Source organism: Bacillus sp. IBL03825 (genome assembly GCF_024712505.1).
Lineage (GTDB): Bacteria > Bacillota > Bacilli > Bacillales > Bacillaceae_G > Bacillus_A > Bacillus_A wiedmannii.
The window spans coordinates 2,416,311-2,431,132 of sequence record NZ_JAMXKE010000001.1; the positions used below are offsets into that span (position 1 = coordinate 2,416,311).

18 protein-coding genes and 1 pseudogene are annotated in these 14,822 nt (G+C 31.7%); 12 read left to right on the top strand and 7 right to left on the bottom strand.

The window, feature by feature from the left end; all coding sequences use genetic code 11:
• Positions 1-37: 37 nt before the first annotated feature.
• On the bottom strand, positions 38-220 hold the full coding sequence (locus tag NHG49_RS12400) for a DUF4021 domain-containing protein (RefSeq protein WP_000998381.1): 183 nt from the start codon (positions 218-220) through the stop codon (positions 38-40).
• 198 nt (positions 221-418) lie between these two features.
• Here NHG49_RS12400 and catA point away from each other — a divergent pair, with 198 nt between their 5' ends.
• The 3 genes from catA to NHG49_RS12415 all read left to right on the top strand — a co-directional run bounded on the left by catA (position 419) and on the right by NHG49_RS12415 (position 2,879).
• Positions 419-1,069 (top strand): type A chloramphenicol O-acetyltransferase, encoded by a 651-nt coding sequence (gene catA, locus NHG49_RS12405; RefSeq protein ID WP_064474110.1) that lies wholly within the window; start codon positions 419-421, stop codon positions 1,067-1,069.
• Between the two features lie 221 nt (positions 1,070-1,290).
• Positions 1,291-2,217 (top strand): GNAT family N-acetyltransferase, encoded by a 927-nt coding sequence (locus NHG49_RS12410; protein ID WP_064474111.1) that lies wholly within the window; start codon positions 1,291-1,293, stop codon positions 2,215-2,217.
• 149 nt (positions 2,218-2,366) lie between these two features.
• A complete protein-coding gene (locus NHG49_RS12415) occupies positions 2,367-2,879 on the top strand; it encodes a GNAT family N-acetyltransferase (protein WP_048529052.1) in 513 nt (170 codons plus the stop codon).
• A 38-nt stretch (positions 2,880-2,917) separates the two neighbouring features.
• Here the strand turns inward: NHG49_RS12415 and NHG49_RS12420 are convergent, their stop codons facing one another.
• Positions 2,918-3,805, bottom strand: coding sequence for a DMT family transporter (locus NHG49_RS12420; protein WP_149173312.1), 888 nt, complete (start codon positions 3,803-3,805; stop codon positions 2,918-2,920).
• A gap of 138 nt (positions 3,806-3,943) precedes the next feature.
• Here NHG49_RS12420 and NHG49_RS12425 point away from each other — a divergent pair, with 138 nt between their 5' ends.
• The 5 genes from NHG49_RS12425 (at position 3,944) to NHG49_RS12445 (ending at position 8,137) form a co-directional block, all read left to right on the top strand.
• The gene (locus NHG49_RS12425) at positions 3,944-4,537 is read left to right on the top strand and encodes a helix-turn-helix domain-containing protein (RefSeq protein ID WP_306461236.1); all 594 of its coding nucleotides are present in this window, start codon (positions 3,944-3,946) and stop codon (positions 4,535-4,537) included.
• A gap of 34 nt (positions 4,538-4,571) precedes the next feature.
• Entirely contained in the window at positions 4,572-5,519 is a 948-nt protein-coding gene (locus NHG49_RS12430) for a hypothetical protein (RefSeq protein ID WP_064474113.1), read from the top strand.
• Between the two features lie 165 nt (positions 5,520-5,684).
• Complete coding sequence (locus NHG49_RS12435; RefSeq protein WP_000424361.1) at positions 5,685-5,834, top strand: aspartyl-phosphate phosphatase Spo0E family protein; 150 nt, start codon at positions 5,685-5,687, stop codon at positions 5,832-5,834.
• A gap of 113 nt (positions 5,835-5,947) precedes the next feature.
• On the top strand, positions 5,948-6,676 hold the full coding sequence (locus NHG49_RS12440) for an alpha/beta fold hydrolase (RefSeq protein ID WP_098111943.1): 729 nt from the start codon (positions 5,948-5,950) through the stop codon (positions 6,674-6,676).
• A 60-nt stretch (positions 6,677-6,736) separates the two neighbouring features.
• On the top strand, positions 6,737-8,137 hold the full coding sequence (locus tag NHG49_RS12445; protein ID WP_064474115.1) for a protoporphyrinogen oxidase: 1,401 nt from the start codon (positions 6,737-6,739) through the stop codon (positions 8,135-8,137).
• Positions 8,138-8,188: 51 nt separating this feature from the next.
• Here the strand turns inward: NHG49_RS12445 and NHG49_RS12450 are convergent, their stop codons facing one another.
• Positions 8,189-8,737 carry a hypothetical protein gene (locus NHG49_RS12450; RefSeq protein ID WP_064474116.1) on the bottom strand — a complete coding sequence of 183 codons (549 nt, stop codon included), beginning with the start codon at positions 8,735-8,737 and terminating at the stop codon, positions 8,189-8,191.
• A 523-nt stretch (positions 8,738-9,260) separates the two neighbouring features.
• Here NHG49_RS12450 and NHG49_RS12455 point away from each other — a divergent pair.
• Positions 9,261-9,812, top strand: a complete 552-nt coding sequence (locus NHG49_RS12455; RefSeq protein WP_064474117.1) for a GNAT family N-acetyltransferase — start codon at positions 9,261-9,263, stop codon at positions 9,810-9,812.
• Positions 9,813-9,850: 38 nt separating this feature from the next.
• On the opposite strand, the gene NHG49_RS12460 is transcribed toward NHG49_RS12455, so the two are convergent.
• The gene (locus NHG49_RS12460; protein WP_000286202.1) at positions 9,851-10,036 is read right to left on the bottom strand and encodes a cold-shock protein; all 186 of its coding nucleotides are present in this window, start codon (positions 10,034-10,036) and stop codon (positions 9,851-9,853) included.
• Positions 10,037-10,122: 86 nt separating this feature from the next.
• Positions 10,123-10,326 carry a cold-shock protein CspD gene (gene cspD, locus NHG49_RS12465; RefSeq protein WP_000176365.1) on the bottom strand — a complete coding sequence of 68 codons (204 nt, stop codon included), beginning with the start codon at positions 10,324-10,326 and terminating at the stop codon, positions 10,123-10,125.
• Positions 10,327-10,699: 373 nt separating this feature from the next.
• Here cspD and NHG49_RS12470 point away from each other — a divergent pair, with 373 nt between their 5' ends.
• Together NHG49_RS12470 and NHG49_RS12475 are read left to right on the top strand one after the other, a co-directional pair.
• Positions 10,700-11,596, top strand: a complete 897-nt coding sequence (locus NHG49_RS12470) for a CPBP family intramembrane glutamic endopeptidase (RefSeq protein ID WP_064474118.1) — start codon at positions 10,700-10,702, stop codon at positions 11,594-11,596.
• Positions 11,597-11,613: 17 nt separating this feature from the next.
• A complete protein-coding gene (locus NHG49_RS12475; RefSeq protein WP_098112037.1) occupies positions 11,614-12,255 on the top strand; it encodes an AAA family ATPase in 642 nt (213 codons plus the stop codon).
• Between the two features lie 35 nt (positions 12,256-12,290).
• On the opposite strand, the pseudogene NHG49_RS12480 reads toward NHG49_RS12475, so the two are convergent.
• Positions 12,291-13,052: pseudogene (locus NHG49_RS12480) on the bottom strand (arginase family protein).
• 210 nt (positions 13,053-13,262) lie between these two features.
• Between NHG49_RS12480 and NHG49_RS12485 the strand changes: the two are divergent.
• Entirely contained in the window at positions 13,263-13,868 is a 606-nt protein-coding gene (locus NHG49_RS12485; protein WP_149173313.1) for a PRK06770 family protein, read from the top strand.
• A gap of 59 nt (positions 13,869-13,927) precedes the next feature.
• On the opposite strand, the gene NHG49_RS12490 is transcribed toward NHG49_RS12485, so the two are convergent.
• Positions 13,928-14,818, bottom strand: coding sequence for a LysR family transcriptional regulator (locus NHG49_RS12490; protein ID WP_098102520.1), 891 nt, complete (start codon positions 14,816-14,818; stop codon positions 13,928-13,930).
• Positions 14,819-14,822: the final 4 nt, after the last annotated feature.

Consider the following 14,822-nt stretch of genomic DNA (forward strand, 5'->3'; position numbering starts at 1 on the left):
GGATATTTTCCTTGGCTTTCTTCTATGTAGTAGTTTATTAATTTTTTGAAGTCAAATCATCAGTTACAGCATGATCAGCATCTTCAATAGCAGTTTCTGGCATTCCATATAAGCCATTCATTGCTTGTTCTTCTACATTAAGGTTTACAGTATTATTATTTTGAATAGGTGTATTGTTTGCGATAGCATTATCTTTTTTATTTACATTTTTGTCATTCATGTTTGAATCCTCCAAACGTCAGTTGATTTATTAATAGTATGTGGTTGGATTCCAATAAATATGTGAATGGATTTTTGCAGATGTTATATAATTAAATAAAAAACTTGAGGATAAATTTAAAATATAAGGAGTGAACAGGTATGGTGAAAACAAGAAAGTTAGCCTTCTAAAATAAAAAAATTTTAGGAGGCTATTACAATGAAGTTTCATATAATTGACATAGAAAATTGGAATAGAGAGCAGTATTTTGAACATTATTTAAAATTGAAATGTACGTTTAGTATAACTGTAAATATTGATATAACGATGTTGTTAAAGGAATTACATCAAAAAGGAATAAAATTTTATCCCGTTTTTATATATTTAATTTCTAGAGTAGTAAATAATCATAAAGAATTTCGAACATGTTTTAACGATGAAGGAGTTTTAGGCTATTGGGAGGAAATGATACCAAGTTATACAATCTTCCATAAAGATGATAAGTCTTTTTCAAGTATATGGACGGATTATTCTAGTGATTTCCACATTTTCTATAAAAATTATGAAGAAGATATGAGATGCTATGCTAATGTTCATGGTCTCTTCACGAAAGAGAATATTCCGCCAAATACTTTTCCTATTTCTAGTATACCTTGGGCTAGTTTTACTGGATTTAATCTTAATATTAATAATGATGGTGATTTTCTATTACCAATTATAACTTGTGGGAAATATTTTAATGAAGAAAATAGGGTTATACTACCAGTTTCATTGCAAGTCCATCATTCGGTTTGTGATGGGTATCATGCGAGTCAATTCCTAGAGGATTTACAGGAGTTAAGTAATAGTTGCAACGAGTGGCTAAAGTAATATCTAATTTTTAATAATATACAATTAAAAATAAATAAAAGAAGAGAACATGTTTATATTGCATGCTCTCTTCTTTATTCATTAATATTGAGTTACAATGGAAAATATAGGTTGATTTGTAGTTTAATAGTAAATGAGATGATTAATTTTAATTTTCTTTATTTTATAACTATAAAGTTCATAAAACTTATTATTTTGTAACAATGAAGGGGAAAACAAAAATGACGATAATATGTATAGAAAAAGCTACAATTTTAGATGCTGAAAAGTTAACAGAAATAATGACAAGAACATTTGATGAAGAAGCAAAACGATGGCTATGCGGTCAAGGTGATGTAATTGACTATAACATTCAACCACCAGGTTATTCTTCAGTTGAAATGATGAAATATTCGATTGAAGAATTGGATTGTTACAAAGTGATAATGGATGGAAAAATAATCGGAGGAATTATAGTTACGATCTCAGGTAAGTCATATGGCCGAATTGATCGTATTTTTGTAGAGCCTGTTTATCAAGGAAAAGGAATTGGATCACATGTTATTAAATTAATAGAAGAGGAATATCTAAGCATAAGGATTTGGGATCTCGAAACATCTAGTAGACAAATTAATAATCATCATTTTTATGAAAAAATGGGCTATGAAATAATTTTCAGATCTGAAGATGAGTATTGTTATGTAAAAAGAATAACTGTAGAGTCAGCTAAAGAGAACCTGATTAAAAATAATGATATGAAAAATAGCCAATATGAAAACTGTAATCTAGCAAATACAGAGTATTATCAAGTGAATTTAAAAAATAGTTCCTTTGTTGGTAGTAATATAATGCATATGAATATGAGTAATTGTAATGTAAGTCAATCAAAGTTTAGAAATATAAATTTAAAAAGTTCTTTATATGCAGATTTAAATCTTTCCGGTAGTAAATTTTCTTTTGTGACTTTAGGTGGAGTTCATTTTAAAGATACAAGCCTTGGAGAAGATAAACATCCTATTTCATTTAATAGATGTGATTTGGAAGGTAGTACGATAAGTAATAGTAATCTCAAAAATATGGAAATAGAAAATTGTGATATAACTGGTATGAAAATAAATGGTATTCCAATTGAAAATCTGCTTGAGTTATATAATAAAGTGAAAAGTTAACCCGCATGAATTGTAGATAAGCTGGTCGTAATTTGGATATTATACCGAAATAATTGTGTAAAAATAACATAAAGAAATATAGAAGGGAAGGGGTTTCACCCAGGGGTCTAGAATGATATGTATTGTTATGAATATGGAGGGGAGAAAATATGGAGATTAAACTAAGAGCGGTAGAAATACAAGATGCTAGAGCAATTCATCGTATATGCATACAAGATGATGTTTTACCTTATATGGTTTTCTTACCTAGTATGCGTGTAGATGCGATGGAAAATAGAATTCGTAATTTAGCGCCAAATCAATTTGAATTTGTTGCAGAGTATGATGGAGAAGTTGTTGGATTTGTTGGGTTAACCCAAAGCCCAGGACGTAGATCTCATTCGGGTGATTTGTTTATGGGGGTAGATAGTGAATATCATAATAAAGGCATTGGGAAAGCACTTCTTACAAAAATGCTTGATTTGGCTGATAATTGGTTAATGTTAGAGCGAGTAGAGCTTGGTGTTTTAGCAACGAATCCTAAGGCGAAATCGCTATATGAAAAATTTGGATTTGTAGAAGAGGGAATAAAAGTAGGGAATTTGAAGGCTCACGGAAAGTTCATTAATGAAATTATGATGAGTCGTTTTAGACCTGATGGTTTAATCATACATAATGGATAGTGAAAAGCATGACAGTATACTGTCATGCTTTTTATTTGTTAGTTGTTGTTAGGCAGTTTTGGCTGCACTAAAAATAATGCTAAGCCAATAAAAATAACTGTAATGCCTAGTCCTTGTTGTAAAGAAATAGTCTCATTTAATATAAAATACGCTAGTATACAAGTTCCAATCGTTTCTCCTAAAATACTCATAGAAATAACAGTAGCGCTCATCCATTTTAGTAACCAATTGAATATCGTTTGACCTAAAATCGTAGCAATGAAAGCTAAGCCAATAAAGCACAACCAAGTTTGTATAGAGTAATGGATGAAAGATTCTTGCTGCATGTAGGCAAATATACCGAGAAAACAGGCGCTACTTCCATAACTAATTACCGAATACGGTATAAGTGATAAATCTTTACGAACATGTTGGCTAATGAAAAAATAAGCGGTAATAATTCCGGCCGCAATAAATGCTAAAATATCTCCGTATAATGCTTCTCCGCTGATTTGGAAGTCTTGCCATCCGATGACGCTACTTCCTGAAATAGCGATGAGGTAACCAATAACCGCTCCTTTCGTAAATCTCTCTTTAAATAGAAAGTAACCACCAATCATTGAAAATAAAGGTTGTAATGTTACGATAACTGTAGAACTCGCTACAGAAGTGTATTGTAATGATTCAAACCATAGTACATAATGTGCAGCTAAAAATAGCCCGGATATGAATCCGAATCCCCATTGTCCTCTTGTTACTGTTTTTAGCTCGTTTCGATTATTTTTATTAAATAGTAATAACGGTAATAGAATCAGTGTAGCAAAGAATAATCGGTAAAAAGCAATGATAGCCGCAGGAGCATCTGCCAATTTTACGAAAATTGCTGAAGTTGATAGGGCGAATACGCCGAAAAATAAGATGCAATATGAAAGAATAGGTGATTTCACAGTTTGTCCCTCCGATAGACTGTTTATTATAATGAACTAAATAAGATATAATGTACAAAGGTAAGTATATAAGTCCCAGAGATGATAGGAAAGGATTATTTACTTTTGTTTACTATGTCAGCACAAAGGCAATGAAACATGCAATATGATGGACGAAAGGAAGTTTTTATTATGATACATGATAGACTCGGACAAACTGTATTAAGTTATCGTAAGAAAAATAATATGACAATTCGGGAATTTGCTGATTATGCAGGGATTAGTACTTCACTAATTAGTCAAATTGAACGAGGATATGCGAATCCCTCTTTAAGTGTATTGGAATTAATTGCGAAAGCATTAAATGTACCACTATTTACACTTTTTATTAATGAAATTGATACAGATTCACTCATTTCTAAGAAAAAAGATCGAAAAAAAGTATATCGGGAGAACAATGATCACATTGTATATGATGTATTAACACCGGATTTTATGAAAGCACGTATTGAAATGTTAATAATGGATTTAAATAAACAAGCAAACACAACGGAAAGTCACTATTCACATGAAGATAAGGAAGAAATTGCTGTTGTTATGAAAGGGGAAGTGTATGTGGAGTTAGAAGGAAAAGAATATTTTTTAGAAGAAGGCGACGTTGTACGTATACCGCCAAACGTGAAGCATCGGTTTTTAAATAAAAGTGATGAATCCAATCATATTTTATTTGTATTGACGCCATCTTTAGGATGAGTATTAAATGATTTTTATTACGGGGGAAAAATAGATGGAAAATAAAATCGTTTTAAAAAGTGGCCTTTCAATTATTTCTCAATGTAAAAGACAGACAAATAATATTTGGCATGCGCATTTTGGAGCAGCTGCAATTGCTAGTTATTTCTTTATGAAAGACAACAATATGGATGAAGAGATAACTCATAATATGTATTACCAAACAAAAAGGATGCTGAACAAGCAAAACTTAGGTGAAGTCATTGATGATAAAGAGGAAATTGATTTTCAAAGTGCTGAAAAAATGATTATAAAATCATTGGAACATACAATTGATGAACTTCATTGGGTGGGGCATAATGTCATTTATGCTGCATTAAGTTTATTAGCTATGAAAGAGTTACAAAAATGGGGCGATAATCAAGAGATTGAAGGGATTACTAACCTTATAATATCGTTTCGAAAAACAATTCCTGGTAGATCATGGATTGGTTTTACAACAAAGGAAGTAAAACAATTAAGTATAAAAGATGAGATAGAAAGTGAATTAAGAAATCCGAAACAATTATCTACGTTTATTTTAAACGAGCTCTCGCAATTTAATATTATTTATAGAGCGGAATCACATCATGATTTAATTGGTCATTTACTTACTTTTTCTCATGCAATTAATATTATGTATGACTTAGGTCATAGAGATATATTCCAACGAGGTATACGTCCGCTGTTGAAACTAGTATACGTGTTACGTGCTAGTCAAAAATTAACGTCAAATAGTAAAATAACTTTACACTCACCGATAGATTTTTTACCTTTAGTCGAATCTAAACGAGCTCATGTATTACCAACAGAAAAAGAATTTTGGCTAAAAGACTATAGTACATTTGATTGGGATTTCGGACATATCTTTAAATTCTCATATAGTTATTTTGATCATATTAAGAGAGCTCCAAAATATAAAGATATAACATTAGAGAAATTCCGATTTATTATTAATGCGTAATGGAGTCTAATGATCTGTATAAAGGGCTAAATTAAAAAATTCTTTGTTGAAAATATATTATTTTGATATTTGTAAGATTTTACATACTTATTTTACTTTTACTAATTATGTAAGTAGGCTATACTAAAATACATACATTTTATTATTGGAGAGAAATAAAACGACATGGAATTAGTGAAATTAGAGAAAGTAATAGAAATTAAAAAAGAAGAGCTGTTATATTTAGTATCGGATTATGGAATTCAACATGAAAAAGTACTGGCATTAAGCCAAGAAATAGACAAATTGATTAATTACTTTATGTTTTTGAAATAGAAAGAACTATGACATGATGTGAAAATGTTATAGTTCTTTTTATTTGGAAATTCAGATGAATATTCTACATACTGATAATTAATGGAATATTCCGTTTCAAAGGAGGGGCATATATGATTTTACATACTAACATTTCAGGCGAAGGGGAACCAATTGTGCTTTTACATTCTGGTGGTATGACAGGTTTAGAAGAATTTGATGAGCAGGTAGCATTTTTTCGAGAAAAAAATTATCAAGTCATTCGTCCGGATTTAAGAGGACATGGAAGATCAGGCGGGACATTGGAGAATTATTTCCTACGTTCTGTAAAGGATTTACATGATACGTTAGTGCATTTACAAATTGATAGATGTCATATAGCTGGTGTTTCCCTAGGAGGATTAGTCGCTTTATTATTCACAAAAAAATATCCAGATAAAGTGAGAACATTAACTTTTTCTGGTATCTTTCCGCTTAAGGGAGAAAATTGGGAGGAGTCTCAGGAGTATGAAGCGAATTGCCATCAGCAATTGATGGAAAATGAAGAAGTTGTAACTTATATGAATCAAATTCATGAAAAAAGTGATTGGAAAGCATTGCTTGAATCGTGGCAAGTTAAAGATTGGTACCCATTCGATGAAACTGGTGATGTAGCTAATCTTCAAGTACCTACACTTTGTATTGCAGGGGGAGATTCGGAAGATGAAGTTACAGCTGCTACAATGTTCAAACAATTAAATGAAAATATTCATATTGCTATTATTCCGTTTGCTGGTCATTTAGTGCACAACGATCAACCAGAAATATATTCGAATATATTGTCTAATTTCTTACAGAATGCACAAGCTGCTAGTCGAATATAAGGACTTTTGGGTATAATAATAAAGGAATTATTAATTGTATCGGTTAGGAGCGCAGCACATATGAAAACAGTTGTTGTTATCGGTGGAGGTATAACGGGACTTTCTACTATGTTTTATTTAGAAAAATTAAAAAAGGATAATAATATCGATTTAAATTTAATCCTTGTAGAAAAAGAAGAGTACTTAGGTGGAAAAATCCATAGTGTAGAAGAAAAGGATTTTATTATGGAATCAGGAGCAGATTCTATCGTTGCTCGTAATGAACATGTTTTACCGCTTGTAAAAGATTTAAATTTAGAAGAAGAAATGGTATATAATGAAACGGGTATTTCTTACATATATTCTGATAATACTTTACACCCAATTCCATCTGACACTATATTTGGGATACCGATGAGTGTGGAGTCGTTGTTTAGCAGTACGCTAGTTTCAACGAAAGGGAAAATTGTTGCTTTAAAAGATTTCATAACGAAAAATAAAGAGTTTACAAAAGATACTTCGCTTGCTGTATTTTTAGAAAGCTTTTTAGGGAAAGAGTTAGTGGAAAAACAAATTGCTCCGGTGCTTTCAGGTGTATATTCCGGTAAATTAAATGAGCTTACTATGGCATCGACATTACCGTATTTACTGGATTATAAAAATAAATATGGAAGTATTATTAAAGGTTTTGAAGAGAATAAAAAACAGTTTCAATCAGCAGGAAACAAAAAGTTCGTATCATTTAAAGGTGGACTATCTACGATTATTTATCGTTTAGAAGAAATGCTGACTGAGACAGTCGTTAAGAAAGGCGCTGTAACGACTGCTGTAAGGAAACAAGGTGATCGCTATGAAATCTCCTTTGCAAATCATGAATCAATCCAAGCTGATTATGTTGTATTAGCAGCTCCTCACGATATCGCACAAACTTTATTACAGTCTAATGAGTTAAACGAGCAGTTTCATACATTTAAAAACTCATCTCTTATAAGTATTTACTTAGGATTTGATATACTTGATGAACAATTACCGGCGGACGGCACAGGATTTATCGTAACGGAAAACAGTGATTTACATTGTGATGCGTGTACATGGACAAGCCGGAAGTGGAAGCATACATCGGGAAAACAAAAGCTATTAGTAAGAATGTTTTATAAGAGTACAAATCCAGTATATGAAACGATTAAAAATTATAGTGAAGAAGAATTGGTACAAGTCGCTTTATATGATATTGAAAAGAGCCTAGGAATTAAAGGGAAACCAGAAGTAGTTGAAGTTACAAATTGGAAAGATTTAATGCCGAAATATCATTTAGAACATAATCAAGCTGTTCAAATATTACAAGAAAAAATGACGGATCTTTATCCTAATGTATACTTAGCTGGAGCCTCATATTACGGTGTCGGAATTGGTGCGTGTATTGGAAATGGAAAAAACACTGCAAATGAAATAATTGCAACATTAAAGGAACTGTCAAAATAGAATACATATATAAATAAAACGTCCCTCCAGTATATTGGAGGGACGTTTTATTTATTTCACTTGAATTGAGATTTTTTTATTAGTTGTATTATTCTCAGTAATCGTTAATGTTATGTTCCCGGATTCTTTAAATGAATAGGATGAGAGTTGATAAAGCTCTTTTATGCCATGTTTCTCTTTTAATTTATTGGCTGGAAGTGATGTTATGTTCGGTTTCCATGATTCTTGCTTACCTGAAGGATAGTTAACTATTATTTCTGGATTATTTAATTGCATTGGTTCCCATGAGGCAAAATATAGTTCAATTTCTGTATCTTTTTTTAGTAATTCTTCTGAGAAATACCCAAGCTCCCCAACATTACCGAAAACAGTAAAGTTTTGATTTTGTAACGTGATATCTAAATGTTTAGGTTGATATGTTGCTGCGTGGTAGATACCATAGGAAAGTGAAAGAGTGGCGGCGATTAACATGCCAATTGAAAATGTTTTAAAGCTATTGCCTTTAAAACTAGTCATCATGAATGAGTTTGGAGCGAACTTTTTTGCAAATAAAAATATGAGTAATATGAGTAAGAGGGATAAACTGATGAATATATACATAGAAAATATACACCTCCATAACAAAATATATTTTAACTATATTTTACCATAAATGTATGGAGGAGGGTGTTATTTTAGAAGGGAAAAGTGAGTGTGGAAACGAAATTATAAGATATGTTATTACGAGTGGAGTGATGGAGATGAAAAGAAAACAATTAATTTTTATAAATAAAGGTAAGAACAGGATAATAGGAGGGGAGGGGATGTGATTGTATCCTTTTGTTAATGAGTTAGATACACTACTTAGAGAAACTGGTTTTTCAAGTATAAACTGGAGACAAACAGCTCCATGTCATTGGGCATTAGTTGCATATAAATAGAGTATAAAGAGATGGTCAAAATACTATGATCATCTCTTTATTTTTTCTAATCATGTAAAAGCAAGAAGGGTTACTTTTAGTTCGTATTGAATTAAGAGAATAAGCTTCTCTAGAAATATTTGATTAATGGGACATTAAGGACTTTCCTAATTTGAAATATTTTTTCTGCTATAATGAATGTGTAGAAAGAAAGGAATGATTCTATGGCGTTTCCTATATTAGAAACTGAACGTTTACGTTTAGTTGAAATAGAACAATCTTATTGTCAAAAAATATATGAAATTTTTTCATTGGATGAAGTAACATGTTATTACGGTATGAATTCCTTTACGGAGTTTGGACAAGCGTCGCGTATGATTGAATCTTTTTCAAAAAATTACTTTGAGAAAAAGGCAATACGATGGGGGATTGTATTAAAAAAAACAAATACGTTAGTCGGTACAATTGGATTAAATAATTTACAACTATGGAGTAAACGATCTGAAATTGGATATGACTTACATCCTCGTTATTGGGGAAATGGTTATGCCTCAGAAGCGGCTCAAGAAATTATTCATTATGGATTTCGAGATTTAGGCTTATTTAGAATTGGAGCTATTACATACCCTGAAAATGTTACTTCTTGTAGAATGTTATCTAAAATAGGCTTTCATAAGGAAGGGTTATTACGTGGATATATTCATCAAGGAAATAAGCAACATGATGCACTATTGTATTCTATAATTCGAACGGATATAGAGGATATAAATTTATAATAAAAAACCCCTCTTATAAAAGAGGGGGTAAGTAAAAATTAACCTATTTTAGGTAATAAACGTTCTCCGCTTTTCATGCTACTTTTACATAAAGGGCATTTAGGCTCTTCTTCAAATGAAAAGTTCTTTCTCATCCATCCTAAACAATCCTCTGATTCACATTCCCAGACAGGGGTTTGTTCTGGTGGTACTTCTGCTACATCATTCTTTCGATTGCGATACATATAACCACTCCTTTTATGTAAAAAATTTTAGTTATATATTAAAAAGGTTGTTAACCGAGCTGGTAACAACCTTTTTATTGTTTGAATTATAGCTTTACAACGTTTTTAGCTTGAGGTCCACGGTTACCGTCTTCAACTTCGAAGCTAACTTCTTGACCTTCGTCAAGAGATTTGAAGCCGTCGCCAGTGATAGCTGAGAAGTGAACGAATACGTCGTTACCGTCTGCAACTTCGATGAAACCGAAACCTTTTTCGCTGTTAAACCATTTTACTTTACCTGTTAATGTCATGGTAGTGCCTCCTAAAATTTAAAAAGATTACAATATGATCGGCCTTATTTGAATGAAAAATAAAAGTTCACATATTATCAAACACCCATAAGGAGTATAAAATAATCCTGATTGATACTTGATAATATGCAAAGGAAATATGGTGTTAAATTGACCTTAATTACTATCTTACAACAAATGGTGGGAAATAGCAAGTGCTGGTAATACCAGTGTGCAATAGGATGGAGATAATGGGAAAAGACACAAAGACATCTCTTTTATTTATATATTATTCCTAATTTTGGTTTATGCTAAACGGAGAACATTTTTATTGAAAGTTTGCATTAGAGAAACAATATATAGTATTAATATATTTGTTAAGGAGGCGAGAATATTGCAATTTATTCAATTTAAAATAATTGAAGCAGCCAAAGAAGGAAGAAGAAAAATTCATCCAGTATTCGCTGTTATACTTGCAATTGTATTTTTAACTTTAGGTGAATTGTTCATGTTATTTATGTTGTTTTTACCGAAAGCAGAAACACTTTTAATGAAGGCGATTTATAGTGACATTGAGATGATATTGACGTTTGGCGGAGCTGTATTTTTTGTTTTTTTATGGGTTAGATTTGTAGAGAAAAGATCAATTTCATCCATTGGGTTTTGGAGAAATCAGTGGATAAGAAAATATTTGAGAGGTGCATTATTAGGGTTTGTTTTCATTTCAATACCAGTAATGATACTTTTATTAACAGGAATTGTACAACTACAAATGCAACAAATTACGCCAACCGCTATAATTGGAATTGTGGGATCTTTAGTTGCTTTTTTAATACAAGGTGCAACAGAAGAAATTGTTGTTCGAGGTTGGTTATTTCCGGTCCTATCTGTTAGAAGTCGTATATGGATTGGGATTGTTGTGACTTCTTTTTTATTTGGTTTTCTTCATTTACTAAATCCAGGTATTACAATTCTTTCAATATCGAATATAATATTAGTTGGTGTATTTGCAGCTTTTTACGTTTTGAAAGATAGTAGTCTTTGGGGGATATGCGCATGGCATTCCATTTGGAATTGGGCACAATATAACGTATTCGGATTTGCAGTAAGTGGAATGGCAATGTATTCTACACCACTTTTTAAACCTGTAACAAAAGGATCGGAAGTCCTTCATGGGGGCTCGTTCGGTATTGAGGGGAGTATCATTACAACAATCATGCTTTCTATCGCTTCCATTGTTTTATGGAGACAGTTATGGGGGAAAAATGCGAAGCAAAGAGATTTAAGTTAATGAAAGTGGGAGAAACTATGGGGATTATAGCGTTTGAGGGAGCGAGTGCGGTTGGTAAGAGTAGCACGTGTCGTGAATTAGAAAAAAATTATGGTGCGTACATTATACCTGAAGTGAATGTTTTATTTGAAAGACCAAAAAACGAACATAGAACATGGTATTTTGAAAAACAAGTAGAGCGCTGGAAAATAGCAGTGCAGAAATCAGAGCAATATGAATTAGTAATACTTGATGGCGACATTTATCAACCACTTAGTTATAATTGGTGTTTCCATTTTGATATATTTAATCAGCCGTTATCTTTAATAGAAAACTTTTATAAAGAAAAGCTAATACATAGGGAAATTGGTTTTCCCAATCAATATTTTTATTTATATACGAATGATGAAGAACTTAGAAAAAGGAAAGAATCTGACGAGACAAAAAGAAGAAGAAACTTTGAAAAGCATTTACATATATCAAAATCGTTTCAACGTTATTATGAAAATTTAAATGCTGTTACAGACGGGTACTGCAAAATGATTGATGCGAAAAGTGTAAAATCGAATGAATTAGAAATTGTGAAAAGTGTAAACAGTTTAAATGTGTGTGAAGAGACACGTTTTGATGTTTCGAGGTTAGATGCGATTACGAAGTGGTTAAAAGAATATCGTGCATAAAAACAACGAGTGCCTAATAAGGTACTCGTTGTTTTTTATGTATTATATATTGATTTTATAATTTGTAAGTTTGCTTTTTCATTTTTCTTAATAGCATTTGCATATTTAGCTAGAAAGAGCTCAGAAGGATAAACCGGTAGTTCACCACAAATGTCGATACCATAGACATTTTTATTCCTAATAAGAGAATGTAAACATTTTAATAGTGTAGAAAGTTTCATATGTCCTTGATCCCAATTTGTAATAGTTACTTTTGCATCTAAAACATCTTTATCAATGCTTACATATACAGTCTTTGTATGAATATGCGAAAGTATTGTATGTGCAGATATTTCATTAGCTGTATCTATCGGGAACACTTCTACGCATGAATAATCATTAGAATGAATGGTTAAAGAAGAAGGTCCAATAATAATTACTTTCTTTAATTTCGAATTATTTTGAAGAGCGAATGATACCTATGACCCGCAAGAAATAAGAGTATGTTCATTTTCTTCTTTTAAGTTCATATCAGTGTGATGATCAAATAAAATAAGGCTAAATGGTTCATCTATTTCTTTTAGTAGCAAATCAGATACATAATGATAATTTCCAGAACCGATAAAGGTGATTCCTCTTTGCTTTCTACGATATAACTCCCGTTTTATACGCTTTAAAGAAGGAGTCTCGCAATACAGGTTTGCGTGCTCTAAATGACTAAAATCAATATCTTCATGTGAATAAGAATGAAGGTTATTTTGTAATAAATACGTATCATCAAAGTTTAAAAAAGTTAAACCGATATACAATAAACTCATATTTATTCATCTCCTTTATATGTAGGCTAGCATATATTTTTATAAAATTAAAACGAAATGCTTAGAGATGGATCTGCATTTGAAAAAGATCGAGATTTTTGACGGAATAATCTTTCAATTTATAAAGAAAAGAAATACAATATAAGGAAATATACATGTGGTTCAAGAAATAGAAAATATGAATGGGATATGTGGGAGGAAACAAGCAATATGAAAACATTTTTTAAAATAATAGGTATTTTAGCTGGTATGGCGGTAATCGGCGTAGGTTTAACATATGGTATGCTGTATTATCTAAATAATAGTAAACCAGCTGCGAAAAAGGCATCACCAGCTGCTCCGGCAGCAGAAGTACTAGCGGATAGTAAAGTAAAAGCTGAAGATGCAAAGCTTTTAGAAAATGGCAATCATTCATTACCAAATAGCGGTTTTAATAAAAATTTTAAATGGACAGATGAGAACATACAGACAGCATTACATGAAATGGCACATCAAAAAACGAAAGCTGATCAAAAGTGGGGCTATATTTTTATCACACAAGAACGAATTGAAAGTTTACTTGATATTGTAAAGAGTAATGATCTAGTACAAGGAAATACATATACAGATATTTTAGAGAGATGGAAACAAGGGAAATATGAAAAGATGGACGCGGATCACAACAAGATTTGGAAATTACAAAGCGGGAATTTAGGCGAAGGAAAAGGTGTAATGTCAGAAGCGGAACAAAAAGAGTTAATTAATCAATTGTTTATGCAAAAAGGTACATATTCAGGCAGTAAATTAATTGCAGGTGGGGGACAGACTAATAAATAAGATAATATTGGAAGAGAGTAAGTGCTTATTAGGCAGTTACTCTTTTTTGTGTGCAGCTTTTAGTCTTGTTCTAGTAAGGAAAGAAATGATTGTAAAACGGGTGAAATCCATCTAGATTTATGATAGATTACATAGCTTTGAATAACTGCTGGAGTTTCGATAGGCTGAAAACAGAGTTGTTCTTTTTGACAATTTTCTTGTACAACGATGTAAGGAAGAATTGAAATTCCTAACTCACACATTACAGATTGTTTAATGACTTCAACGTTGGAAGTTTCAAATGTTTTAGCTGGAATATTTCCGCTTTGACGTAAAAATCGATCTACCATTGGTCTATAGCCGCAGCTTTGTTCTGTAAAGATAAATTGAGTATCATTTAGTAAACAAAATGGATTAGAGTGTGTAGAGTAATGTGGAGGTAAAATCCATCCAAATGCTTCATTACAAAAAGTACGCGTAATAAAATCATTATGTTCCATACTTTCTCCAATTATGAAAATAACATCTGATTCTCCTTCACGTAGCTTATTCATTGCTTGTTCGTTTGTAGTTGTTTCCAGTACGATATTTACTTTCGGATTCTCCTGTTTGTACATACGTAATAATTGTGGTAATCGGTACACTGCTAATGATTCGTTAGATGTAATCGTTAATGTTCCCTCTAAATCATCACTATTTTGAGGGATTTCTTGCGCTTTTTCATAAATAGCTAGTAATTCTAGAGCATAAGGATGAAATTGATGACCTGCTTTTGTAAGAAGTACTTTTTTCCCTAATCGATCGAAAAGAGGGAGATGTAAATCGTTTTCTAATGCTTTCATATGCGCTGTTACAGTAGATTGCGCATAACCTAACGCATGAGCAGCTTTAGAAAAACCACCATATTTAACAATCGCACAAAATGTTTTAACGTGTCTCATTTCCATAAGCAATCCCTCTTTTATTATCATGATT